Origin of the sequence: Vibrio porteresiae DSM 19223, assembly GCF_024347055.1 — a bacterium.
Lineage (GTDB): Bacteria > Pseudomonadota > Gammaproteobacteria > Enterobacterales > Vibrionaceae > Vibrio > Vibrio porteresiae.
Map to the genome: position 1 here is coordinate 2,126,499 of NZ_AP024895.1, position 23,018 is coordinate 2,149,516.

The 23,018-nt window shown below is 46.9% G+C and carries 22 protein-coding genes; 15 read left to right on the top strand and 7 right to left on the bottom strand.

From position 1 onward, the window contains the following. Positions 1–122: 122 nt before the first annotated feature. The 5 genes from OCV11_RS09585 to OCV11_RS09605 all read left to right on the top strand — a co-directional run bounded on the left by OCV11_RS09585 (position 123) and on the right by OCV11_RS09605 (position 4,346). Positions 123–1,178 carry an ABC transporter substrate-binding protein gene (locus tag OCV11_RS09585; protein WP_261892600.1) on the top strand — a complete coding sequence of 352 codons (1,056 nt, stop codon included), beginning with the start codon at positions 123–125 and terminating at the stop codon, positions 1,176–1,178. Beyond that, a complete protein-coding gene (locus tag OCV11_RS09590) occupies positions 1,178–2,191 on the top strand; it encodes a FecCD family ABC transporter permease (protein ID WP_261892602.1) in 1,014 nt (337 codons plus the stop codon). Before OCV11_RS09585 ends, OCV11_RS09590 begins: the two co-directional genes overlap by 1 nt. Beyond that, positions 2,188–2,958 carry an ABC transporter ATP-binding protein gene (locus OCV11_RS09595; RefSeq protein ID WP_261892604.1) on the top strand — a complete coding sequence of 257 codons (771 nt, stop codon included), beginning with the start codon at positions 2,188–2,190 and terminating at the stop codon, positions 2,956–2,958. The genes OCV11_RS09590 and OCV11_RS09595 overlap by 4 nt, the downstream gene beginning before the upstream one ends. Then, a complete protein-coding gene (gene modA / locus OCV11_RS09600) occupies positions 2,951–3,724 on the top strand; it encodes a molybdate ABC transporter substrate-binding protein (RefSeq protein ID WP_261892606.1) in 774 nt (257 codons plus the stop codon). The genes OCV11_RS09595 and modA overlap by 8 nt, the downstream gene beginning before the upstream one ends. Positions 3,725–3,974: 250 nt before the next feature. Beyond that, positions 3,975–4,346 carry a DUF805 domain-containing protein gene (locus OCV11_RS09605; protein ID WP_261892608.1) on the top strand — a complete coding sequence of 124 codons (372 nt, stop codon included), beginning with the start codon at positions 3,975–3,977 and terminating at the stop codon, positions 4,344–4,346. Positions 4,347–4,533: 187 nt separating this feature from the next. Here the strand turns inward: OCV11_RS09605 and OCV11_RS09610 are convergent, their stop codons facing one another. Beyond that, positions 4,534–5,010: a LabA-like NYN domain-containing protein gene (locus OCV11_RS09610; RefSeq protein WP_261892610.1), complete on the bottom strand. Its 477-nt coding sequence runs from the start codon at positions 5,008–5,010 to the stop codon at positions 4,534–4,536. Between the two features lie 104 nt (positions 5,011–5,114). Further along, positions 5,115–5,669: a helix-turn-helix domain-containing protein gene (locus tag OCV11_RS09615; RefSeq protein WP_261892612.1), complete on the bottom strand. Its 555-nt coding sequence runs from the start codon at positions 5,667–5,669 to the stop codon at positions 5,115–5,117. Between the two features lie 79 nt (positions 5,670–5,748). Between OCV11_RS09615 and OCV11_RS09620 the strand changes: the two genes are divergently transcribed. Beyond that, positions 5,749–6,669, top strand: coding sequence for a DMT family transporter (locus OCV11_RS09620; RefSeq protein ID WP_261892614.1), 921 nt, complete (start codon positions 5,749–5,751; stop codon positions 6,667–6,669). 27 nt (positions 6,670–6,696) lie between these two features. On the opposite strand, the gene OCV11_RS09625 is transcribed toward OCV11_RS09620, so the two are convergent. Further along, on the bottom strand, positions 6,697–7,608 hold the full coding sequence (locus tag OCV11_RS09625; protein WP_261892617.1) for a LysR family transcriptional regulator: 912 nt from the start codon (positions 7,606–7,608) through the stop codon (positions 6,697–6,699). Between the two features lie 294 nt (positions 7,609–7,902). Between OCV11_RS09625 and OCV11_RS09630 the strand changes: the two genes are divergently transcribed. The 7 genes from OCV11_RS09630 (at position 7,903) to OCV11_RS09660 (ending at position 15,953) form a co-directional block, all read left to right on the top strand. Beyond that, a complete protein-coding gene (locus OCV11_RS09630; protein ID WP_261892618.1) occupies positions 7,903–8,787 on the top strand; it encodes an NAD(P)-dependent oxidoreductase in 885 nt (294 codons plus the stop codon). A gap of 14 nt (positions 8,788–8,801) precedes the next feature. Further along, positions 8,802–10,307: an aldehyde dehydrogenase family protein gene (locus OCV11_RS09635; protein WP_261892620.1), complete on the top strand. Its 1,506-nt coding sequence runs from the start codon at positions 8,802–8,804 to the stop codon at positions 10,305–10,307. Between the two features lie 3 nt (positions 10,308–10,310). After that, positions 10,311–11,462: a M20 aminoacylase family protein gene (locus OCV11_RS09640; protein ID WP_261892622.1), complete on the top strand. Its 1,152-nt coding sequence runs from the start codon at positions 10,311–10,313 to the stop codon at positions 11,460–11,462. Positions 11,463–11,882: 420 nt separating this feature from the next. Next, positions 11,883–12,734 carry a DUF3100 domain-containing protein gene (locus OCV11_RS09645; RefSeq protein ID WP_261892623.1) on the top strand — a complete coding sequence of 284 codons (852 nt, stop codon included), beginning with the start codon at positions 11,883–11,885 and terminating at the stop codon, positions 12,732–12,734. Between the two features lie 4 nt (positions 12,735–12,738). Next, entirely contained in the window at positions 12,739–13,215 is a 477-nt protein-coding gene (locus OCV11_RS09650) for a hypothetical protein (RefSeq protein ID WP_261892625.1), read from the top strand. A gap of 460 nt (positions 13,216–13,675) precedes the next feature. Next, the gene (locus tag OCV11_RS09655) at positions 13,676–14,527 is read left to right on the top strand and encodes a 5'-nucleotidase, lipoprotein e(P4) family (protein ID WP_261892626.1); all 852 of its coding nucleotides are present in this window, start codon (positions 13,676–13,678) and stop codon (positions 14,525–14,527) included. Positions 14,528–14,741: 214 nt separating this feature from the next. After that, positions 14,742–15,953: a multidrug effflux MFS transporter gene (locus tag OCV11_RS09660; protein ID WP_444546115.1), complete on the top strand. Its 1,212-nt coding sequence runs from the start codon at positions 14,742–14,744 to the stop codon at positions 15,951–15,953. Positions 15,954–16,014: 61 nt separating this feature from the next. On the opposite strand, the gene OCV11_RS09665 is transcribed toward OCV11_RS09660, so the two are convergent. Both OCV11_RS09665 and OCV11_RS09670 read right to left on the bottom strand, forming a co-directional pair. After that, on the bottom strand, positions 16,015–18,318 hold the full coding sequence (locus OCV11_RS09665) for a sensor domain-containing diguanylate cyclase (protein ID WP_261892628.1): 2,304 nt from the start codon (positions 18,316–18,318) through the stop codon (positions 16,015–16,017). Between the two features lie 170 nt (positions 18,319–18,488). Then, complete coding sequence (locus OCV11_RS09670) at positions 18,489–18,848, bottom strand: MmcQ/YjbR family DNA-binding protein (RefSeq protein ID WP_261892630.1); 360 nt, start codon at positions 18,846–18,848, stop codon at positions 18,489–18,491. A gap of 320 nt (positions 18,849–19,168) precedes the next feature. Between OCV11_RS09670 and OCV11_RS09675 the strand changes: the two genes are divergently transcribed. Further along, the gene (locus OCV11_RS09675; RefSeq protein WP_261892632.1) at positions 19,169–20,239 is read left to right on the top strand and encodes an OmpA family protein; all 1,071 of its coding nucleotides are present in this window, start codon (positions 19,169–19,171) and stop codon (positions 20,237–20,239) included. A 63-nt stretch (positions 20,240–20,302) separates the two neighbouring features. Here the strand turns inward: OCV11_RS09675 and OCV11_RS09680 are convergent, their stop codons facing one another. Next, the gene (locus OCV11_RS09680) at positions 20,303–21,538 is read right to left on the bottom strand and encodes a putative acyl-CoA thioester hydrolase (protein ID WP_261892634.1); all 1,236 of its coding nucleotides are present in this window, start codon (positions 21,536–21,538) and stop codon (positions 20,303–20,305) included. Between the two features lie 225 nt (positions 21,539–21,763). Here OCV11_RS09680 and OCV11_RS09685 point away from each other — a divergent pair, with 225 nt between their 5' ends. Further along, on the top strand, positions 21,764–22,315 hold the full coding sequence (locus tag OCV11_RS09685; protein WP_261892636.1) for a PadR family transcriptional regulator: 552 nt from the start codon (positions 21,764–21,766) through the stop codon (positions 22,313–22,315). 87 nt (positions 22,316–22,402) lie between these two features. On the opposite strand, the gene OCV11_RS09690 is transcribed toward OCV11_RS09685, so the two are convergent. After that, positions 22,403–22,756, bottom strand: coding sequence for a DHCW motif cupin fold protein (locus OCV11_RS09690; protein ID WP_261892638.1), 354 nt, complete (start codon positions 22,754–22,756; stop codon positions 22,403–22,405). Positions 22,757–23,018 lie beyond the last annotated feature (262 nt).

Consider the following 23,018-nt stretch of genomic DNA (forward strand, 5'->3'; position numbering starts at 1 on the left):
TTCATTCATATTGATGATTCAAATAAATTTTATAAATCTCCATTTTTTTTGATCAAACACCTTGAGTCTGTTTGCTAAAGGCGTATTTTGGGAGTTCCCCACTCTTTAAAATGACTTTTGTTATGAAAAAAACTTGGCTTACGCTCTCTTCAACCCTGCTTATGATGGCCACCAGCTCTGCTTGGGCAGACCGCACCATCGTCGACCAAATTGGCCGTGAAGTTACGATTCCAGATCAAGTCAATCGCGTTGTGGTACTGCAGCATCAAACCTTAGACCTACTAATGCAGTTGGACGCAAAAGACAAAATTGTCGGCGTGCTGTCGAGCTGGAAGAAACATCTCGGAGCAGAAGTAATTCGCTTAGACCCAGCGCTGCCTTCTCTCCCAATGCCTGGCGACCTGACTCAAGTCAACGTTGAAAGTCTGCTCAAACTCAATCCGCAAGTGGTGTTTGTTACTAACTATGCACCGCAAGCGATGATTGACCAAATCAGTAACGTCGGTATTCCTGTAGTCGCTATTTCCCTACGTGCTGATAAAGCAGGTCAAGCAAACAAAATGAATGCCGACATAGCCAATGAAGACCAAGTGTATAACCAAGGTTTAGCCCAAGGTATCCGTCTGATTGGTGATGTGGTTAATCGTCAAAAGCAAGCTGAGCAGTTGATCAAAACCACCTTCGCTGACCGCGCCGAAGTCGCCAAACGACTCGATGAAATAAAACCAGCAGAGCGTGTGCGTGTTTACATGGCTAACCCAAATCTCACCACTTACGGTTCAGGTAAATACACTGGCTTAATGATGCAACATGCAGGTGCAGTGAACGTGGCAGCCGCAAGCATTAAAGGTTATCAACAAGTCTCGATTGAAAATGTCATGCAATGGAACCCACAGGTGATTTTCGTTCAAAGCCGTTATCCCAATGTCGTGAAAGAGATCAACACCGATCCACGTTGGCAGTCGATTGATGCCGTTGTACATCATCGCGTTTACCTAATGCCGGAATACGCCAAAGCATGGGGCTATGCAACCCCTGAAGCACTGGCTATTGGCGAAATGTGGATGGCGAAAAAGCTCTATCCTGCCAATTTTAAGGATGTGGACATGACCCAATTGGCGAACCGCTACTATGAGCAGTTCTACCATGTTCCTTATACTCAGGCAGTGACCCAATAATGCAGCGTCACTCGTTGCCAATTCAAAGCGCGCTGGTTCTCGGCGCGCTGTTTATCGCGGTTATGTCATTGGGCATAGGCACTTTTTCGCTCTCTTTAACTCACATTACCAAAGCACTTGCGGCGCCACTGTTCTCTTTTATCGAACCTGTCTCTCCCATAGAACATCAAGTGATTTGGAATGTGCGCTTACCGCGCATTTTAATGGCCCTGCTGGCTGGTAGCGGCTTAGCCTTATGCGGCGCGACCTTACAAGGTCTGTTTCGTAATCCGCTGGTGAGTCCACACATTATTGGTGTGTCGTCCGGTGCCGCCTTTGGTGGTTCGCTGGCGATTTTACTTGGCTGGAGCCAACTCGGATTGCTCGCCTCGACCTTTAGTTTTGGGATGATAGCGTTACTGCTGGTGTTTGTGATTGCCCACTATTTTGGTCACCATAACCATCTCGTGCTGATTCTCGCTGGCGTCATTTTAAGTGGTCTGTTTGGTGCACTGGTCAGTTTGATGCAGTTTCTAGCGGATAACGAAGAGGTGTTACCCAACATCGTTTTTTGGCTACTGGGTAGCGTTGCAACCGCGAATTGGGCGCATCTGCTCACCATGGCGGTGCCTTTGTTACTGGCGTCAATCTTGCTGCTGGCGTTACGTTGGCGCATCAATATTCTCTCTATGGGCGAACAAGATGCCGAACTTCTGGATCAAAATGCTCACCGCGTACGTTGGTTAATCTTGATCTTGTGTGCTGTGATTATTGCTAGCCAAGTCGCTGTGAGTGGCAATATTGGTTGGGTAGGTTTAGTGGTACCACACATGGCAAGAATGGTGGTGGGCAGCGATCATCGCGCCTTGCTTCCAGCGTCAATGGCGATAGGCGGTGCTTTTATGGTGTTGGTCGATGATTTAGCACGCACACTCACCGCTGGAGAAATTCCGCTTGGCATTCTCACCGCCCTACTCGGCACAGTGTTGATCGTCTGCCTACTTTATTGTCGACGTAAAGAGGTATTGGTATGAGTCAACCAACACTCCTCACGCATGGTTTGGTGTGCGGCTATCGTGGACAAGCACCACTGTTTCATCCACTCGACCTCACACTTGCTGCGGGCAAGATTACCGCTTTGTTAGGCGGTAACGGTCAGGGGAAAACCACCTTAATGCGCACGCTATTAGGCCAACTTAAGCCGCTTGCAGGTCAAGTCACTCGTGGCGGACAAGTAAACTTTGTCCCACAGCGATTTTCTGCCGCATTCTCTTACTCGGTGTTGGACATGGTTCTAATCGGACGTGCCAATAAAATTGGCCTATTTGCTACGCCCTCTCGCCAAGATAAACACGCGGCGATGGTTGCGCTAACTCAGTTAGGCATCGAACATTTAGCGAAGCAAGCTTTCAATACCCTTTCCGGGGGCCAGCAACAGTTGGTGTTGATCGCGCGAGCCTTAGCAACTGAGTGCGAACTGTTAATCCTCGATGAACCGACCGCTGCGCTCGATCTCTCCTATCAAGCCAGTGTTATCCAGTTACTGCATCGACTTGCCGCTGAACATAACATTGCGATTTTGTTCTCAACCCACGATCCCGCTCAAGCGGAATTGATCGCCGATGAGGTGCTGATGTTGATGGGAAACCAGCAATACCTCTACGGCAGTAAATCCGATGTACTCACCGCAGCCAACCTAACGGCGCTATACGAATTGCCAGTGCAACGTTGTCAGGTAAAGAGCGATTCACTCCAGTTTTCTACTTTTGTTCCCTATTTCGGATCAATGAATTATGAATAATCGACCACTTATTATCTTTGCCGCAGGTAGCCTCAAAACGGCGTTTCGTGACCTGATCCTTCAGTTTGAAGAACAACACGATGTTTCCGTACGCAGCCATTTTGGTCCTGCCGGTTTACTGGCGAAGAAGATTCAACAAGGTGCTTACGTCGATCTGTTTGCTTCGGCCAACGAAGCACATCCAGACAGCCTAGTGGAATATTGCACTATGGCGCCGGGCAAAGTATTTGCCACCAATCAACTGTGTGTGTTTACTCGCCCTGAGTTGAACGTGAACCAAGATAATCTCATTGCACGCTTGGCGGATCCCAACATCGTGGTTTCCACATCCACTCCGATAAGCGATCCCGGTGGTGACTACGCGCTGCAAGTGTTTGAAAAAATTGAAACGTTGCACCCTGGTGTAGGCATCGCGATTAAAAACAAGGCGCAGCACTTGCTCGGAGGCAACATTCCCGCCTTTTCGACCACCAATCCAGCGCACATGCCTGCCGCGGCGAAACTGATCATGGATCGTCGCAGTGATATTCACGTGGGCTACGCCAGTCATACGCAAACCATGAATAATTTATCGGGCATTTCGATTGTGCCACTCCCAAGCGCGTATCAAATTACCGCTCGTTATAAATATGCATTAAACAAAAACATCACCCCAGCGGCTGTCGCGTTTGCCGACTTTTTATTATCGCCAGCAGGCCAAGCACATTTGGTCAAAAATGGCTTTGGCTATGCCAGTACGAGTGAAGCAGCGCTGTTAACGCCATAGGGTTTTTAGAGGTCAATTGACTCACATTACAACGGTGATCATTTACTCAAAAGGTAAAAACAAAGTGAATACGCAACCGATACCGCAAGTAAATTGACAACAAAAGGGTCTAAATAGCCATAAAGTGTTACAAATTAGAATAGAAATCATGCAATTATATCGAGTGGACTCACAATTTACATCCACAACAAATGCGCCTGACATAAGTATGGTTATAATGCTGCTGGTGTAAATTTACAGCGAGTGAGTCATGTATCACTATTTATATGCGCTACGACAGTTTCGCAATTTTCACGGTCGTGCGCGACGTAAAGAGTTTTGGCACTTCTATCTAATCAACATAGTGATTGGCTTGATTCTGTCACTGCTGGATGGTCTGTTTGGTACGATTAACCCAGTTAACGGTGCAGGTATGATCAGTGCCATTTATGCATTAATCATCATTGTTCCTTCTATCGCACTATTTGTGCGACGCATTCATGATACCGGACGTTCAGGTTGGTGGTTGCTACTGCTCTTTATTCCCGTCATTGGCTTCTTCACTTCGCTCTATTTTGCGCTCAAAGACAGCCAACCGTACGAAAACGAGTACGGCCCAAACCGTAAACATCTTAGTTGGTGATCGTCACTACCATTATTTGCTAATGGTATAAACCGAATGAAAAAAGAGCGCGATTGCGCTCTTTTGTTTATTGGCTTGGATAAGAGGCTTCGGTTGGTTCGAAATTAACTAACGCTACCGCAATTTATTGGTTAAACAGCCGCTTTGAAAATGGTCACTTGGCACAACAAGAAGGGGTAAAAAGAGGTTAACCAAGTAACAACTCACACTCGATAGGAAGATAGCGAGTGGCCGAATTCATCAAAGAGAATGCAGTAAGAGAAGGCACACCATACACTTCCGTCGCGCAGCCATAATCTTGATAGATTTTATCGAGTAACAAACTGAAATCACCATCACCAGAGACCAACACCACGGTATCAGCCTGTTTGGCGTATTCCATTCCATCTAAGGTAATACCCACATCCCAATCGCCTTTGGCAGTACCATCGGAGCGCTGGATAAACGGCTTGGTTTTTACTTCAAAACCAATAGCCCGCAAAATATTTTGAAACTGACGTTGCTTCTCATCGCCTTTATCAATGGCATAAGCGATCGCTTTAACCACTTCACGATTTTGCGTCACTTGACGCCAAAAGACGTTGTAATCGAAATTGCGCTGATAAGCTTGTCGCGTAGTGTAATAGACGTTCTGGACATCCACTAGGATGACAACTTTTTCCATAACGATTCCATGTAGCTATAAAAACCGCATCCTATCATAAAGTGATGCATAAAGGGACTGTTGGTCATTACCTAACCTAACCGATTCTTTTTAAAGATCTTTGGTTAACCACCGACGACGCTACGCACAAAACGCAATAAGGTTGAGCCGTTATTCTGATAACGCAGAGTTTGCGCACAGCTATACACCAGGGAGTCTCCTGCCGATAATTGATGCGTTCCATCACTCAGCTCCAAGGTCAACTCGCCATCAATCACATGCAGCAGCTCGTGCCAACCGTCTGGATCGGGTTCCGCCAGATAACCATCATTGGGGGCAAGGGTCCACATCCATAATTCCACTTGTTGAGTCGCGGTAAGTGAGCAGCACAGCACCGCTTTACTCTCCGGATGGGTACCACGCCAAGTTAAGATATTACGATTATGCGACTCGGTTTCGCTTGGGCTGACGATCTGCGCAAAACTGACGCCCAGTACCGCAGCTAACTGAGCTAACTTGGCTAAGCTAATGTTGGTGCTGCCATTTTCTAGTCCCGCCACCATTCGGCGACTGATGCCGGACTTATCCGCCAAAGCCTGCTGACTTAAATCCTGTTGTGCTCTTAATCGCTTTATATTCGCCGCAACGTATTCAAGTACACCTTCTGTTTCTTGCGTCATGAAAAACCTTTTGTGCAGTATATTGCACCATCATAATAAACGTGGTAGTTTGTGCACTATATTGCACAAAGCTAGGGAAATGACAACCAAAATGAACCAGATCTGGGCACAAAAAATCATGCCAAGAGCACCGCATCTCGCGATGATATTCGTCACTATGTTGTGGGGAACGACCTATCTCTTAGTCAAAGTCGGCTTGACATCGAGCTCACCGATGTTTTTCGTTGGCTGTCGCTTTGCCGCCGCGTTTGCTGCTATCGGTTTGTTCTCATTTAAGCATTTGATTCGCTGTACTAAATACGACCTATTTGCTGCTGCCGCGATCGGTTTTTCCATTACGATTGGTTATGGTTCACAAACCATTGGCCTACAGTACATTACGGGGTCGGAATCTGCGTTCTTCACTGCCCTTTTTGTTCCGTTCGTGCCCTTTATCATGTGGCTCGCGTTTCGCAAAATCCCCAGCAAAATGAGCTTACTTGGTATCGTGCTGGCGTTTATCGGCTTAGTATTTCTTTCCGGAAATAGTTTTATCGCGATTTCACTCAACTTTGGTCAATGGATTACGGTGTTGAGCGCCTTTGCGGTTGCCACCGAGATCATTCTGATCAGCTATTTTTCACCCAAAGTGAATTTGAAAAGCGTGACGGCTCTGCAATTGATGTTTGCCTCGCTGTTTGCGTTTTTGTCGATGCCTTTGGTCGGTGAGACCACCATTCCCCCATTTTCGATCACGTTAGTGACGCTAACTGTGGGCTTGGGGATCGCAAGTGCGTTTATTCAATTGGTGATGAACTGGGCACAACGTGTGGTTGCGCCATCAACGGCAGCGGTTATCTATGCAGGAGAACCCGTTTGGGCAGGCATTTACGGCCGTATGTTCGGCGAAATCCTCTCACCTTCCGCTCTTTTGGGTGGCACTTTAGTGGTCATCAGCGTGTTAGTCAGTGAGTATCGGCCAAAAAAACGCCGCCAAGCCAAAAAAGCGGCCGCGCATTAATCGATTACGGCCGGTTAATCGTGCCCACTAATGACTGAGTTCATTGTCCATCATCGTTACCAACAGTTTCAAAAAGGCACTTGGCGCCTTACCCAATTGACGACCCAAACGCGTAATAATGTGCGTTTGGGTCTGATTGAGTTGCGCATTTTTGACCGGTAAACAGTTAAGTCGCGTATCCCATTGCGGTTGGCTTTTGATAATAAAACCGGGAATCAACGTCACACCACCATGCGCAGCATAGCAGTGTAATGCGGTGAGATTATTACTAATGATATTAGGCGTGAGCGTGATATTTGTGTCGTTCTCTACCGCAGAAATGATCTGGCGAATACCGTGCGCGGTATCGGGTAATGCGATCGGATAGGGCTTTAACACACTCATTTTCAAAGGCAATGGCGCTTCATTTAACGGATGGCTTTTATCCACCACCACAGTGAGCGGATGCTGACAGTGATAGTGGCTGCGAATTTTCGGATGGGGCGGCGGATTGAAAATCACCCCGATATGGGCATTATCTTCAGTGATTTTGCGCATTACATCATTGCCACTGTGAATCGAGAGATGAATTTTCACGCCGGGAAACTGCTGAGAAAACTGGCTCATCACATGGGTGACCAGATTGATATAACCTTCCCCAATCGCCAATTCTATGGTTCCCGATTGCAGTCCGCGCAGTGACTTTAAGTTATCGAGCAGCAATTCCTGCTGTTGCAGATAGCTTTTGTAATAGGTCAACACCTCTTCGCCAGCTTCGGTGGGTTTTATCCCGCGTCGATGTCGTTCAATTAATACCGTATCAAGCTCTTGTTCTAAATGGCTAATCTGCCGACTCACTGCCGAAGGCGCTACATTAAGGTAATCAGCCGCCGCGCGCACGCTGCCATGTTGTACCGCTTCAAAGAAGAATTTTATTCGGTTTTCCTGCAAATAGCTCATGACCAATCCTTTGGTATGTGTGTTGCCCAAAACGCAACAAAGTTACGAGATGCGATTATTGTTCACAACAAAGCGCCTGTCTATACTCGCCAAGGTACACAAATAACTTAATTCATGTGCTACTCGCTTAAGCTATTTGCTTCGAGCTATTGACTTCAAGTTAATGACCTAGGAGAGCCGGGATCGCTTTCTTACGTTGCCTGATAGTCTGTGTGCCGGCCTGTGACAAACACAGCCTGCCCTATCAAATCGGGTCAAACCGGATAACTGACCCTCATTTAAAAAGGATTGAAAATGAACATCGGTGTAATCGGACTGGGCAATATGGGCTCAGGCATGGCGGCCACTCTGGCCAAAAAATCTTTCCCTGTCTTTGGTTTCGATCTCTCATCACAAGCGCTAGAGGCTATCGCGACGCAAGGTGTCACACCCGTTGCTCAATTTGCCGAATTGGTTGCGCTTTGTGATGTGGTGATTTTATCTCTGCCTAAAGCCCTTCATGTCGAACAAGTGTGTTTAGGCCATCACCAAAGTACCGAGAGCATTCTCGCCTTAGGCAAACCGGGGTTGATCGTCATTGATACCACCACATCAGAGGCGCAAACCAGTCGTAAGGTGGCAGCTGAACTGGCTAAACAAGGCATAGAGTTTCTAGATGCCCCCGTATCCGGCGGACCAGCAGGCGCAGCTTCTGGCACCATGAGCATGGTGATAGGCGGAAAAGAGAGTACCTTAGCCACCGTTATGCCCATTTTGGCAGCGATGAGCACCACCCAAGTGCACATTGGCGATGTTGGTGCGGGCAATATTGCCAAAATCGCCAATAACTTACTTTGCGCAGCGCACCTTATCACCACGGCGGAAGTGGTGAGCCTGGCTCAGCACGCAGGAGTCGATGCCGACAAAGTCCTCGCTGGCATTAACGCAGGCTCAGGACGCAGTGGCGTTAGCCAAGTGAACTTTGCTAAATGGATTCTCAACGACACCTACAATTCAGGCTTTACCATGGGGTTAATGCGCAAAGACGTAGGTTTAGCACAAAACCTCTGCGAGACGTTAAATCTCTCCCTTCCTCTGAGTGAAACCGTCATGGATTTGTGGCGACAAAGCAGCGAATCGTTAGCTGATAACGAAGATTTCAATGCCATCGTAAAACTCTCCGATAGCCAACTCTATTAAAAGGAATCAATAACATGGAAAAGTTATTTACCACAATGCTCGACCTTTTACACACCGATACCATAGGTAGCTGGGTGAATGGCCAGATTGAACTGGGTAGCGGTGAGCTGATTGAATTGATCAACGCCGATGACGAAACGGTGATGTTGCGTTATCAAGATGCAGACCCTGCGATTGCGGCCACCATTGATGAAGCGGCGCAACGCGCACAACAAGAGTGGTGGGCCATGCCTGCCAAGACCCGTGGTCGCATCCTGTATCAAATCGGCACTGAAATTCGTAAAGAAGCCGAGGCATTAGGTTGGGTGGAATCGCTCTCCACCAATAAACCGCTGAATAATGCCAAGGCAGAGATCCTGATCGTCGCCGAAATGTTTGAATACTATGCAGGCTGGGCGGACAAACTGCATGGTGAAGTGATTCCAGTGCCAACCACCCATCTCAACTACGTCAAATACGAAGCGATGGGCACTATTTTACAAATGACACCATGGAATGCCGCTTTCTTTACCGCCGGTTGGCAAGTTGCCCCTGCGTTAGCAGCCGGGAACGCCGTGATTTTAAAACCCTCGGAGCTAACGCCAATCACCTCCTTGATGCTCGGCGCACTGATTGAACGTGCTGGCGCACCAAAAGGCTTAGTCAACGTCGTCGCTGGCTACGGTCACACCATAGGTCAAACCTTAATTGCCAAAGCCAACATTCGCAAAGTGTGCTTTGTTGGCTCACCGAAAACGGGCGCGCACATCGCAACGGCGGCAGCCAAACGCTGTATTCCATGTGTCTTAGAGCTCGGTGGCAAATCTGCCAACATTGTGTTTGCCGATGCGAACTTAGATCAGGCAATGAAAGGGGCAATGGCTGCTATCTTTGGCGGTTCAGGACAAAGCTGTGTATCAGGATCGCGTCTTCTCGTCCAAGAAAGCATTTTTGAAAAATTCGTCGCTTCGGTGGCGAAAGCGGCGCAACAAATTCGTGTTGGTCATCCACAACATGCCGATTCAGACATCGGCCCAGTCAATAACCGCAAGCAATACGATCACATCTGCAATATGCTGGCGATTGGCGAACAAGAGGGTGCCAAAGTGGTTGCGGGCACCACACCGATTCCTGAGCGCGATGGTTTTTACATTAATCCCACCGTACTCGCCGGAAACAACCAAATGACGGTCGCCCAAGAGGAGATCTTTGGCCCTGTTGTGGTGGCCATTCCGTTTAAAGATGAAGCCGATGCAATTGCTCTTGCCAATGACAGTCAGTTTGGGTTGGCTGGCGCAGTCTGGACCAATGATGTTGCGCGCGCGCATCGCGTTGCCGATCAAGTGAAAGCAGGGACATTTTGGATCAACAGTTACAAAACCATCCATGTCAGCTCACCTTTTGGCGGCTATCGTAACAGCGGTTACGGCCGTTCATCTGGCTTGGAAGTATTACGAGAATACTGTGAAGTGAAGAGTGTCTGGGTTGAAACCTCAGCACAACCAGCCTTTAGTTTTAACTACGGAACAGTAGAAGGATAAAATATGACGATTGCTCAGTCGTTACTCACCGAAGTCAAAGCATGGCGTCGTGATTTACATCGTTACCCAGAATTGGGCTTTGCCGAACATCGCACTGCCGCTCAAGTGGCAGCGCTATTGCAAGAATTTGGCCTTGAAGTCCATACCGGTCTTGGCGGTACTGGAGTCGTTGGCACATTGAAAAACGGGGACGGACCAACCATAGGACTGCGCGCCGATATGGATGCCCTGCCCTTTGCTGAACTTGGCGACATCGAACATAAATCGTGTCATCACGGCGCCATGCACGCCTGTGGTCACGATGGACACACTGCCATTTTGCTCGGTACAGCGAAACTTCTTGCTCAAACCCGTCGCTTCTCTGGGACGGTGCATTTTGTTTTTCAACCGGCGGAGGAGAACTTGGGCGGCGCACTCAAAATGGTCGATGATGGACTGTTTACCCTCTTTCCTATGGACGCGATTTATGGCCTACACAACTGGCCGGGCTTGCCTGTAGGTACGCTTGCGGTCAATGAAGGGGCGATGATGGCATCACTCGATACCTTCAAAATCACCTTAACGGGCAAAAGTTGCCACGCCGCGATGCCAGAAAATGGTCACGACCCAATCGTGGCTTCTGCAGAGCTGGTCACTGCGCTGCAAACCATCACCGCCAGACGACTCTCTCCTTTGCAGGCAGCCGTGGTCAGCGTGACTAAAATCCAAGGTGGCGAAGCAATCAACATCATCCCTGAGAAAGTGGTGTTGGAAGGCACCTATCGCTGCCTCGATAAGGGTGTGCGCGCCAAAGTAAAATCCCTGATCGGAGAACTCGCCAGCTCAGTACCTGCAGCGCATCATGTGCAAGCACAGGTTGAGTTTTTTGATGGGTATTCAGTAACAACCAACCATGCCACTCAAGCGCAACAGGTTCGCGATGCGGGCATTGCCGCTCTTGGGGAAAGTAAGGTGCATTGGAACATCTTGCCTTGCATGGCGTCGGAAGACTTCTCTTATATGCTCGAACACTGCCCTGGTGCCTATTTCTGGCTCGGAGCCGACGGTTCTACCCCCTCCAAACCGCTGCACAATGCCTATTACGACTTCAATGATGACATCATCGAAACTGGGATGACCGTTTGGCAGGAACTCGTAGAGCGCCTGCTTAAATAAACATCGCTTTTGAAATCATCTTTTTTGATACCGCCCAACTGGGCGGTATTTTTATATAAAACCAGTTCATTATCAGAAAAATCCCACACTAAGCGACAAAATAAGCACTTTTGTTTTGCGCTCTTACTCACCCTATCACTGAATCTACGCCACTATTTACTTAAACAACGCCACCATTTGCTTAAACAACGCGATAACATCTTGTTTTCTAATAAGTCACTTCATTTCCTTGATGAATAAGCGCGAGCAGCTACGCTGGCGGCTCATTGTTACCTACATGGTTTTATCGAAATATAACCAAATGATTTACAAGACTTTTGTGTGTTGCCTTTTCGGTAACGATAAAGAGATATAAAGAGAACACTAACTATGCTGTAATGCCTAAACAGCAATGGAATGAACTTTTACTCAAGGAGAGTAATGATGAGCAACCATTATTCAATTAGAGCGCTATTAGATTGGCGACTGCATCTTATTATATTAGCAACAACTGTTATCTCTGAATTAATTGGTGTTAAAAGCATCCCAATCGGTTCAGCAAAATTGTTATTTTTACCCCTTTTCTACTCTTTTCTTTTGTGTTTGCTGTTTAACCCAAACATTACTCGTTTTTCGAGCAAATTGATCACCAAAAAGCAGGCCTCGGTAGCCACCTCCATCATTGGTATTGGCATTTTGCCGTTCATCGCTAAGTTCGGCACTCTGATTGGCCCAGCGTTACCCAAAATCTTCAACTCAGGTCTAGCGATGATTTTGCAAGAAGCAGGTAACCTTGCCACCATGTTGATCGCCATGCCCGTTGCCGTTGTGCTATTTAAAATGGGACGCGAAGCCATTGGGGCAACTTACTCCATCGCTCGCGAACCGAATATCGCGGTGATTTCCGATCGCTTTGGTTTAAAAAGCAGTGAAGGCGTTGGCGTTATGGGCGTCTACGTCATGGGTACCATGTTTGGCACTATCTACTTCGCGTTACTAGCGGGCTTTTTAGCATCGACACACTGGTTTGACCCACGAGCGCTAGCGATGGCCTGTGGTGTTGGTAGCGGCAGTATGACCGCCGCGTGCTCTGGCACTTTAGCCGCCGCTTATCCCGCCATGAAAGATGACATTCTCGCTTTTGCAGGGGCAAGTAACTTGCTGACCAACGCAACGGGCTTATACGTGGCTATCTTTATCGCCCTGCCTTTTGCTGAGTGGTATTACAAAAAGCTCAGTGGTACGAAATCATCAACCGCAGTGACGTCTAACCCAGTGGAAAGTGGAGAATAAGCCCATGAACGTACAAGAAATGGATTTACGCGCCGAAGAAGAGAAAGTCCTTGGCTTTAAAGAGAACGTCATTTTAACGCTGATTTTCTGTGGTATTGCCTTAATGAGTAACTGGGCTGGAACAGGACACAGCTTTGCCAAAGCGCTACCCGGCATGCTGATTCTGTTTGTGATGATTCTTATCGGAATGGGCTTAAAAGAACTGATCAAAGGCCCGATCCCCACCGTGGCATGGGTTTCACTGGTGAGCGTTGTCGCTACTTTGCCAGGTGTGCCGTTCTCTGATCAGCTCTTAGGCGAACTGCAAAACCTCAGCTTTTTATCCCTAGCAACACCCGTGCTAGCGTACGCAGCCATGGCTGTTACGCACATGGAAGTGAAACTGTTTAAACAATCCGGTTTCAAAATCGCGATTGTCTCGCTACTGGTATTCACTGGTACTTATATCGGTTCAGCGCTTGTCGCTCAAGCCTTTCTGTAACACCCTGAGTGACAACGCCATTATGTGACGTTGTCACTCAAACTTCCTCCCTGTAGGACAGAGACTGCATACCATGTGCAGTCTCTTTTTTTATTCCAGCGCCTTTAGGTGAACGTTATTGGGGCGAAGTGGCGTTTCTTACCCATCAGCTTTTTCTTCACACAGTTTCTTTTGCATAAAATAGAGTCAGTTAGGAACTTTTTGCGCTTTTGGCTATCTAAGCCAACATTCTAATAACCCATCACTATCCGAGTTCTTGCTGAGCCTTGAGGTTGCCAGCTTGCACAGACAGTTCATCGTGTCACACCATGAATCAATGCCTTTGCTATTTGCCCTCGCCCTCATCAATGGATGATGAACAGTGAAATAAAACGCTGCCAACATGCGGTGCACTTTCGACAACCAAAGAAACTGCATAACGTTTTTACACACTATTGATACACATAAAGGGATTCAAACCATGATAAAACCACACACTGTGTTTGGCACATCAGCAACCTTAATCACTCTCGCCTGCTCTTTTGCGGTAAACGCGGCGCCAAGCAAAGCCGATGATTTATTGAACGCGACTTTGTGGATGCAAAATTCCGTTGAGTACAAAGCCAACGTCCGCGGCATGTATGCCTTAGCGCAAATGCGCCTAGATGAAGCGTTAAAAGACAAAAATTGGACTGCACTGCCAACCATGCAAAAAAGCGGTTTTGGTATGTTGCCACCAGCAATCATCGTCGACTGCGATGAAACCATGTTAGACAACAATGTCTATGAAGCGTACCTGATTAAATCGGGTCAAGGTTACAGCTCGAAAACATGGTCTCAATATGTCCAAGACAAGGTCACTGAAGCCATGCCTGGCGCAGTGGATTTTGCCAAATATGCTGCAAGCAAAGGCGTTAAAATTTTCTACATTACTAACCGTAAAAAAGAGAGCGAACAAGCCACACTCGACAATATGAAAGCGCTCGGTTTCCCAATGGACAGTCAAGTCGATGTGCTCCTCACCAAAGGAGAGAAAAAAGAGTGGACCTCAGATAAAGCAACACGCGACCAATATGTGGCCAATCACTATCGTGTTGTTTTGATGTTAGGGGATAACCTGGGCGATTTTACCTCGCCTGCCGGCTCTCCAGCACAGCGTCTCACGACTTACCAAACCAACATGGCTCACTGGGGTAAAGATTGGATTATGCTGCCAAACCCAGAATACGGTTCGTTTGAAAGTGCCACATTTGGTAATGATTACTCTCTTAGTCCAGAAAAACGTCGCGAGCTTAAAATCAGCGCACTGAAAGCCTGGGAACCAAAGAAGTAATCTCTCTTTAGAAACATCAATTTACATCCCCCGCAAACCAAGGGGGATGTGCTCTTATCACCTATACTGATAACGATTCGCCATGGCTTGACCGAACGAATCACCTGCCTCTTACGCATCAATATCCAACAAGAATAACTGCTACTATTAGTATATAATTAGATAAATCATTAGCTTAACCGCCCTCATCAACCATTAATCATTTAGACATATTATGAGTCATCGCTTACAAACATCTCAGCCCGTTTTAGGGAAGAACGGCATGATGTTCTTCCTGATTATTATCAGTGCCTTCCCACCTTTGACTATCGATCTCTATTTGCCAGCACTGCCGGAAATGACCCATATCTTTAATACCCAGCAAGCCTTGGTCAACCTCACTTTAAGTGGCTATTTCGTCACTTATGCGGTTGGCTTATTGATTTGGGGGCCTCTAAGTGAAAAGTTTGGTCGTAAACCTATCCTACTTAGTGGGCTTTTCATTTACATGATTGCGAGTCTTTGCTGTTCTCTGGCGGGCAATATTGAACAATTAATTGCTGCGCGCGTGCTGCAGGCTCTAGGCGGCAGTGCAGTTACCGTGGTCTCCACATCAATAGTCAAAGATTTATACTCTGGGCGAGAACGTGAAAGGGTCATGGCGACCATCATGTCACTGGTCACTATCGCTCCAATGGTTGCTCCGGTGTTGGGGGCGTTTATTCTACAGGTGGCTTCATGGCGGATTGTCTTTGTTGCTTTAGCGATATTCGGTGCTTTTGCGACGCTCCTTGCGCTCTGTTATAAGGAAACCTTGGTAAGTCGTTACACTGGCTCGATTATCTACTCTTGGGGACGACTGGCGGTGGTTATTAAAAACCGCCACTTTGTGATTTTGTTGGCGATTTTTTCCATCACGCCGATGGCGATGATGGCTTTTTTGGCGGCAGGTTCTTATATCTACATCAATGACTTTGGTTTAACTGAGCAACAATTTAGCTATGCGTTTGCGTTTAACGCGCTATGTGCTTCGTTTGGCCCAACCATGTACATCAAAATCTCCCGTCATGTTCAGGTGACTAAGCTCATTACCTACAGCTTTTTGCTGCTCTCCTGTGCTGGCGTGCTGACGTTAACGGTGGCGCATCTATCGCCTTGGTTCTTTGCGTTTATCTGCGCCCCTGCGACCTTAACCGTCATAATGGTGCGCGTACCGGGGATGAATTTAATGCTGGATCAACAAGAGCACGATACGGGCTCTGCCGTCGCATTGATCCAGTTCTTTGGCATGATTTCAGGTTCTATCGGTATGGTTTTGGTGTCGTTAAAACCAGACAGTTTAATTAACAACCTCGGCGTGATTCAGCTCTGCGTCGGACTGCTGGGTGGCGCGCTATGGCTGATGGCTCGTCATCGCCCGTTTGTCACCGAAAAACTGCCTAAATAATCGAATACATGACTCATTTTCTGGCTACACAATCTCGGTGATGGTCTATCCCATCACCGTACTAAGCACTCCAAACCACACGATTACGTCCTAACCCCTTGGCTTTATAAAGCGCTTGGTCGGCCGCTTTAATTTGCTCTTCCCACGTTGATTGCGAGCCTTTCACCACAAAATGAGCCCCGATACTGACAGTGACATTGAGTACCAACTGCTCACAGACAATCTCATCATTGGCTAAGCTCAAGCGCATCTCGTTCAATCGCTCATGGAGCACTTGTTGATTATCACTATGAATAACAATGGCAAACTCTTCACCACCGATGCGGGCAATTAAATCGTCACTGCGAACCTGATTACCTAAACGGCTGGCGATCGCTTTTAGTACTTGATCACCCACCATATGACCGTGTTGGTCGTTAATCTGTTTAAAATGGTCGACATCGAGAATCGCCAACGCATAACTGCTATTGACCGCGTCATGCTGCGCAAAATGTTCTTCCAATGCACGGCGGTTATAAAGCCCAGTTAAAGGATCACTCATTGCCATCCGTTTTAATTGCGCTTCAGCCTGGTTACGCGCCTCTTCCATCTCAACTGAATAATAGAGCCCGGCTAACGCGTCGGTTAACGGAGAGAGAAAGGCCGCATCTTGATCACTGTAGTTGTCGAGCTTATTGGCAAATCCAATCATGCCGACCACTTTGCCTTGCAACTTAATCGGTAAGCCCATAAAGCGAAAGATTTTCGGATGCCCTTTAGGCGTGCCCTTAGCGGCACTATGAGTGGATGGCTCATTACTGATGACAATGCTTTCGGTGCGAATCACGCTGCCAAACAGATTGTCGAGATTGGTGAAATAGAGTTGGCGCTGATGGTAAAGCTCCAATAAAACTTGCGCCTGATTATTCCACGCCAGCTCAGAGGTCGCATGAATAAACAGCGCCTCTTTCCCCTCTTTCATGCGCATTTGACCAATAAAGGCAAATTCACTGTCCGCAATTTCGGTTAACTCGGGGAGAACTTTACGACAAGCGTTAGAGAGATCGTGATCCTGCAGATAAGCGCTCATGGCTTTATTTATAAAGCTCAGCAGTTGATGCTGCTTCTCTTGCAATAATTCGATTTTTTTCTTTTGTGTGATATTGCGATGGGTGCCTGCCACACGCAGGGCGTTGTGTTTTGCATCGCGTTGAACAATTTTACCGTAGCTCTCTAACCAGACCCACTCACCATTAGCATGCTTAATTCGATAAGTGGTGAGCATCGCGGTTTCTTTACCAATAATATGCTGATGGAAAGCTTGATCCATTTTTGTGCGATCCGCTGGATGAATCAGGCTATGCCAAAAATGGCGACTTGAACCAAACAGGTCAGGCTCAATACCTAACATATCGTAACAGTACTGATTCACTGAGAGATGATCGTTAGCCACATCATAATCCCATGTCGCAAGGTCAGATGCTTCAAGTAAGATACGCATTTGCTGATTGGCTTCACGGAGCTTTTGTTCCATAAACCGTTTGGCGGTGTAATCAATCAGTAAGGCATGCACCGCATCAAGGTGACCTTGTTCGAAAAACGCTTTACTGATCATCTTGACCCAAAAGGTTTCCCCTTGCGGATTACGTAACTCAAATTGCGCATCGGCATTTTGCACGCCGTCACGGTGCACACTCATTAAAAAGGCAAAATTATTCAAACTCTTGGGATCGATATAATCTTCAAAAATCGCTTTATGCTGACGCAGTTGCTCGACAGGCAAGCCAAAGATTTGTTCCAGATTATTTGAGGCGTAATGAAGGCTTAAACCGCCGGAGATTTGCCATTGCATAATCACCGCTGGCGAGTTTTCGATAAGTTGATGCTCTTCTTGCAAATCCAATTGCTGCTTCAACAAACTCAGATAACTCGACAGCGACGCTCCGAGTGCCACTAACGGTGCAAGGTCAGCTGAACTTAGCTGGCACGCCTTCTCATCCTCGGTATGCTCATCCTCTGCGTACTTATCTTCGGCGTACTTATCTTCTGCATAGATAAGCCCAATCGCTGTATGCTCAACCACCAACGGCACACCAGCAAAAAAGCGGCGCTTTGGCGTCTCCTTAACCCACTTTGAGGGCGAGACAATCACGGATTGTTGAGTTAGCACCGCTTGCTGACTTTCATCATCACTATCCGTTGGGTGAATTGTGCCATCAAACCACTGAGCAAAGTGCTCATAATAGTCATCCAAGATGGCGACCTTAACGTGGGATACAGGTAAGGCTTTGGCAACGGCATCGAGCAACGCATCGATGTCTATCGGTATCGGTTCTCTCGTTAGATGTGCAATTTTGGCTTGATTGGTCGGCTGCGTATGCTCCATTACACCATTCCATCCCAACGGTTATGGGCTCGCCACCAGAAACTCTGTGTCGTTACCCAGTGATTCTCAAAGAGAAAAACAAATTCACTTGAGTATAGTCAATATCACGTTGACCAGAGGGGGAATAGAGAGAAAAAGTGCAACTCACTCATTGCTGACGGTGGTAAAGATTAGCCTTGAGTAAGAGAGAAACTCTGGTTAAGGAAAAAAAGCAGCTCGTCTTGCTCAATCGTCCCATCCAAAAGCAAAGTGACCCAATGCTCTTTGTTCATGTGATAAGCAGGAAAGAAGCCAGGTGATGCTCGTAAACTCATGACCATCTCCGGCGGGCATTTGACATTGAGAATATCGACTATACCGTCACTTTTCAGACCCAGCGTCGTTCTCGGTATCGCAGTGACTAAACCAAACCATTTTCGACTGTTGGTATGGCGAAATACCGCCGTATCGGGATATTTGGCCCATGGAAAATCTGGGCTTATCCCGTATTGGTTTGCAATGTACTGCGTGAGATCTCTCTTTATCGTCATTTTGTTGTCTCAAATAGTCGTAGGCAGTTGCAGTGTATATCCAAACAGTAGTGATGCCCAGCGAGTTGTTTTACGGTTCCATTTGCCTAATTTGAACAAAATGACATACGGCGCATTTTGCTCTGACCTTCTCCTTCTAATCGAGCCAAAACAGCTTCAAATCATTGCATTGAAATGACATTCACAACTGAACTTGGACCAATACTAAAGTTGTTAAGACGGTGCAACATTAACTAGCAAGTTCTTAACAAAATACTCAATGGAAGCGAAGTCACTTGGTAAGCAAGTGGATTCCCGATAAAAATCATGAAGGTATTCAAATGAAAACTAAATTCGCCTTTACTCTTCTTGCCAGCCTAATCGGTGGTAGTCTGTTGGCTCAAAGTGCATTTGCTGATGTCTATGTGGGTGGTCGTGCTGGCTACTCTTTCCTCGATGATGCTTGCCACCAAACAAGCGATTGTGATGATGACAGTGGTGCGGCGGGTCTCTTTATGGGATACCAAGCCAACGATTGGTTAGGCGTTGAACTTGGCGCAGATTGGCTTGGCGACCAAGGTATTAACTACATGAAAAATGGCTCTTTGCACCATGCAGACCATAATCTTTCCGCCATTTCCCTTGCCCCTAAATTCTCTTACCCGATTAACCAAGATGTTGATCTATTCGCCAAAGTTGGTGCAGCTTACATGCAGTATGGCAATGCGAACGATGTGGTACCAACAGGTGCAGTTGGTGCGGAATACCATATTTCGAAAAAATGGGATGCGCGCGTCTCTTATCAACGTTACCAAAATATGGACGACGGCGTGTTTGATGGCATGGACACCAACTTAGTCAGCGTCGGCTTCAGCTACAAACTGGGCCAATCTGAACCAGAAGTACAACCTATCGCCCAAACCGAGCCGGCGCCAGTTCAAGAAGTGCAACCTGAACCCCAAGTGGCACCAGAACCTGCTCCAGAGCCCGTTCCTCAAACCAAATGGGTCGTCAAAGAACATGGTCTTAAAAACAACCAAGGCCTCTTTGAACTTAACAGCGCTAAGCTGACTGAAGGGGGTAAAGAAGCCTTCCAACCTCTGATTGCGACTCTGCTGAAATACCCTGAAGCGCAAGCCACTATCACAGGTTATACCGACTCAACAGGTTCCAAAGACTACAACCTGCAGTTGTCTAAAAAACGGGCTCAAGCTGTTGCTGACTACCTAGTAGAAAACGGCGTTAACCCAGACAAACTGACCGTTGATGGCCTTGGTGAAAAAGATCCAATCGCGACCAACAAAACCCTGGATGGTCGTAAACAAAACCGTCGCGTGGAGATCACCATTCCTCAATTTAAGTACAAAGTGAAAGAGACTGTGACTCCGGCAGCAACACCAGCCGCGGTTTAATCTTTGTTGACCACTGCACTTCCTAACATGACTCCGGCTTACCGGAGTCATTTGTTTTCCCCGCTAAAAACCTTTGACCAATTTGTTGTTATACAGCCAGAGACGGTTGTGATTAACGTCGTTGAGATCGCGCTGCTTAGCTGCGTTTCCCGTAAATGCTCGGTTAGTGGTAGCAGCTGCTCCCCAAGGTTGGTTCACGTCATAACAAGTCTCAATTTGACTTTGGGTGATCAGCAGTTGACCATTGGCCGTTTTGCCCGGCAAATAGCCCGTTTTACTTGCCCCTTGTTCCCATGCCCGTCCCAACTTAGGTGCAAAATGGGTAAAGCCTGAATCACAAGAAAGCTTGCTTTGTGTGACTAAAAAGCCATAGGTGGAGTTAGGTAAGGTATCTGGCGCAAACACATAGGCAGAAGAGACATTTCTTGATGAGACGGTATGAAATTCGACTTGATCAAATACCGCTTGAGCGCGGCCAAATACATAGTCAACATCCCCTTCAATGTAGCTGTTACGAATATAGGCACGAGTATGACGCTCAGTATTATACTGGTTGTCTTTATCGGCGTTGTTGACAAAGAAGGTGTCTTGTCGTCCCAGTAACCGCACGTTATCCAATAGCACTTTATCCCCATCGGTGCGCAAAGCGACACCTTGGTGAGTGCCCGCACCGATACCATCTAACATGCTATTTTCTATCGTTAAGTTGGCTAAGGTAAAGCGATCGCTTTGACTCCACACGACCGCAGAGCACACGGTGGTGACCACTTTATTCGGTGTCTGAGCACAGTTTTGGTACATATACCAAGCAGGGTCGCTCGCTTGGTATTCCCCTTGGCTACCGACTAAGGTTTGATACTCTTGGGGCGAAATCATCGAGTCAATCGCTAAGCTCAGCACCACTTTGTTAGCGTCATCGCCTGCCCCATAAATGGTCATCGCGGGGGCATCTTGTGGAATGTAGACCGTGCCAACATAGCGACCGGGCAGTACTTTAATCGCAATCGGCTCATCGCCTTTATGTTGAGCCAGTGCCGCATTAATGGCTTGCTGCACTGTGTGATACGGTGCTGGACTACGCGGCTCACCGACCACAAAAGCCGTCTCTGCCATCGTCACCGCTTCTGGCACCCAACGGTCTTGGTTTAGGGTTAAATAGCGTTCGACGGTAAATGGCTTCTGCTCTGCAGCCGTTAATACCGGATGTTCGGGAGAGTTTACAAAATCGCTGCTGTTTGCAGCGTTCGCGCCCGCGACCAAAAGCGCAGAAGCGATAAGAGAAGCAACGGGTTTTAGCATAGCGTTCTGTCCTTAATGAAGAACAGCTAGCCTAACCACAGCCAGACGAAAAAAACGCCAGTAAAATCACTTTTTAAAACAGCGTTTCAATATGATAAGTCAAACTGCTATTCAGATCGCAATTCAACTTGACCTAAAACAGGTTAACTCAGGATATAAATCACGTTGATTGTTGATATTTATTGGGTTTGTTATGATTTGCGCACATGCCAACATGAGAAATAGATGATGAGAGTACTGAAGTACGCCATTCTTGGTTTACTAAATCGCCATCCAATGACGGGATATGATATTGCAAAGGATTTTAAACATGAGTTAGCTGAATTTTGGCACGCTAACCATAGTCAAATTTACACCGAGCTAAAAAAACTCCATGACGAGCAGCTCGTGACCTTTGATATTGAAATCAGCGGCGAAGTACTAGAGAAGAAGCAATATTCCATCACTGCCGCAGGCAAAGCCGATCTCCTCAATTGGCTGCACCAAGATGAGTTAATGAGCAAAACCGCTAAAGACCCATTTCGGGTGAGAATGTATTTCTGTAACTTTCTGCCGCTCGATACGCGAATTGCTCTTTTAACACACCAAAAAGAACTTCATGCAGCCAAGCTTGCTAAGTTACAAACGACTGCTTTGCAATACCCTAGCGTTCCTCAAGTCGACAGTGACCGTTTCGGTGACTTTATTATCCTTGAAGGTGCCATCATTCGTGAAAAAGGCTTTATTGAATGGTGTGAGCGCTGCATTGGTTACTGCGTGGCAGCACAAAGTCAATAGCTCAACTTTCGGCAGGTTTCTATATAGAAGCGCCTGCCGAGATAATCAACATCGACGGTTATTTATCGCGAGCTGACACGAGAGTTATTATTTGTCCAACTTAAGAAAATCACCATCAATAATGAGTAGCTTAACGCCATGTTCCGTCACTGAGCGATGTGAGCTTAAGTCATCAGATACGATATAGGACATACCTGGTGTTAATACGCAAGACTCGCCATTTTCTTGTTCATTAACCACCTTGCCTTCAAGGCAGTACACAATATGGCCTTTCTGACACCAATGGTCAGCCAAGTAACCTGCGGTGTATTCCACGATACGAACACGCAATCCGGGAAACTGAACGGTCTGCCAATAAGCAATACCGTGAGTACCATAGTGTTCTTGCTTAGGAATGCTTGACCAGTCAATGGTCTGAAAAGGGATTCCGATATCTTCCATAATAAACGATCCTACTGTACCTAAATTAAGCATTCACCATCCCATTTTTCCCCTTACCGATCAATCGCTATTATTGTTAATGACCGTTATTTATTCCTATTTAAGGGTTATTAATAGATTAATTCAATGAGCCTATAGCCTTTATATATAAATAGCACTCATTGTTATTTATATTTATTTTGTCAGCATTATGAAAGCAAGCGTAAATATACGAAATATCACTACAAGAGGAGTAAGTATCGAACTATTTTTTAATAAGCGG

Bases quoted from the DNA above. Each gene is read 5' to 3' on its own strand.
- OCV11_RS09655 (WP_261892626.1), top strand. From the start codon at position 13,676: ATGATAAAACCACACACTGTGTTTGGCACATCAGCAACCTTAATCACT.
- OCV11_RS09585 (WP_261892600.1), top strand. From the start codon at position 123: ATGAAAAAAACTTGGCTTACGCTCTCTTCAACCCTGCTTATGATGGCC.
- OCV11_RS09645 (WP_261892623.1), top strand. From the start codon at position 11,883: ATGATGAGCAACCATTATTCAATTAGAGCGCTATTAGATTGGCGACTG.
- OCV11_RS09675 (WP_261892632.1), top strand. From the start codon at position 19,169: ATGAAAACTAAATTCGCCTTTACTCTTCTTGCCAGCCTAATCGGTGGT.
- OCV11_RS09625 (WP_261892617.1), bottom strand. From the start codon at position 7,608: ATGAGCTATTTGCAGGAAAACCGAATAAAATTCTTCTTTGAAGCGGTA.
- OCV11_RS09660 (WP_444546115.1), top strand. From the start codon at position 14,742: ATGAGTCATCGCTTACAAACATCTCAGCCCGTTTTAGGGAAGAACGGC.
- OCV11_RS09665 (WP_261892628.1), bottom strand. From the start codon at position 18,318: ATGGAGCATACGCAGCCGACCAATCAAGCCAAAATTGCACATCTAACG.
- OCV11_RS09685 (WP_261892636.1), top strand. From the start codon at position 21,764: ATGATGAGAGTACTGAAGTACGCCATTCTTGGTTTACTAAATCGCCAT.
- OCV11_RS09590 (WP_261892602.1), top strand. From the start codon at position 1,178: ATGCAGCGTCACTCGTTGCCAATTCAAAGCGCGCTGGTTCTCGGCGCG.
- OCV11_RS09615 (WP_261892612.1), bottom strand. From the start codon at position 5,669: ATGACGCAAGAAACAGAAGGTGTACTTGAATACGTTGCGGCGAATATA.
- OCV11_RS09610 (WP_261892610.1), bottom strand. From the start codon at position 5,010: ATGGAAAAAGTTGTCATCCTAGTGGATGTCCAGAACGTCTATTACACT.
- OCV11_RS09630 (WP_261892618.1), top strand. From the start codon at position 7,903: ATGAACATCGGTGTAATCGGACTGGGCAATATGGGCTCAGGCATGGCG.
- OCV11_RS09670 (WP_261892630.1), bottom strand. From the start codon at position 18,848: ATGACGATAAAGAGAGATCTCACGCAGTACATTGCAAACCAATACGGG.
- OCV11_RS09635 (WP_261892620.1), top strand. From the start codon at position 8,802: ATGGAAAAGTTATTTACCACAATGCTCGACCTTTTACACACCGATACC.
- modA (WP_261892606.1), top strand. From the start codon at position 2,951: ATGAATAATCGACCACTTATTATCTTTGCCGCAGGTAGCCTCAAAACG.
- OCV11_RS09605 (WP_261892608.1), top strand. From the start codon at position 3,975: ATGTATCACTATTTATATGCGCTACGACAGTTTCGCAATTTTCACGGT.
- OCV11_RS09650 (WP_261892625.1), top strand. From the start codon at position 12,739: ATGAACGTACAAGAAATGGATTTACGCGCCGAAGAAGAGAAAGTCCTT.
- OCV11_RS09680 (WP_261892634.1), bottom strand. From the start codon at position 21,538: ATGCTAAAACCCGTTGCTTCTCTTATCGCTTCTGCGCTTTTGGTCGCG.
- OCV11_RS09595 (WP_261892604.1), top strand. From the start codon at position 2,188: ATGAGTCAACCAACACTCCTCACGCATGGTTTGGTGTGCGGCTATCGT.
- OCV11_RS09620 (WP_261892614.1), top strand. From the start codon at position 5,749: ATGACAACCAAAATGAACCAGATCTGGGCACAAAAAATCATGCCAAGA.
- OCV11_RS09640 (WP_261892622.1), top strand. From the start codon at position 10,311: ATGACGATTGCTCAGTCGTTACTCACCGAAGTCAAAGCATGGCGTCGT.
- OCV11_RS09690 (WP_261892638.1), bottom strand. From the start codon at position 22,756: ATGGAAGATATCGGAATCCCTTTTCAGACCATTGACTGGTCAAGCATT.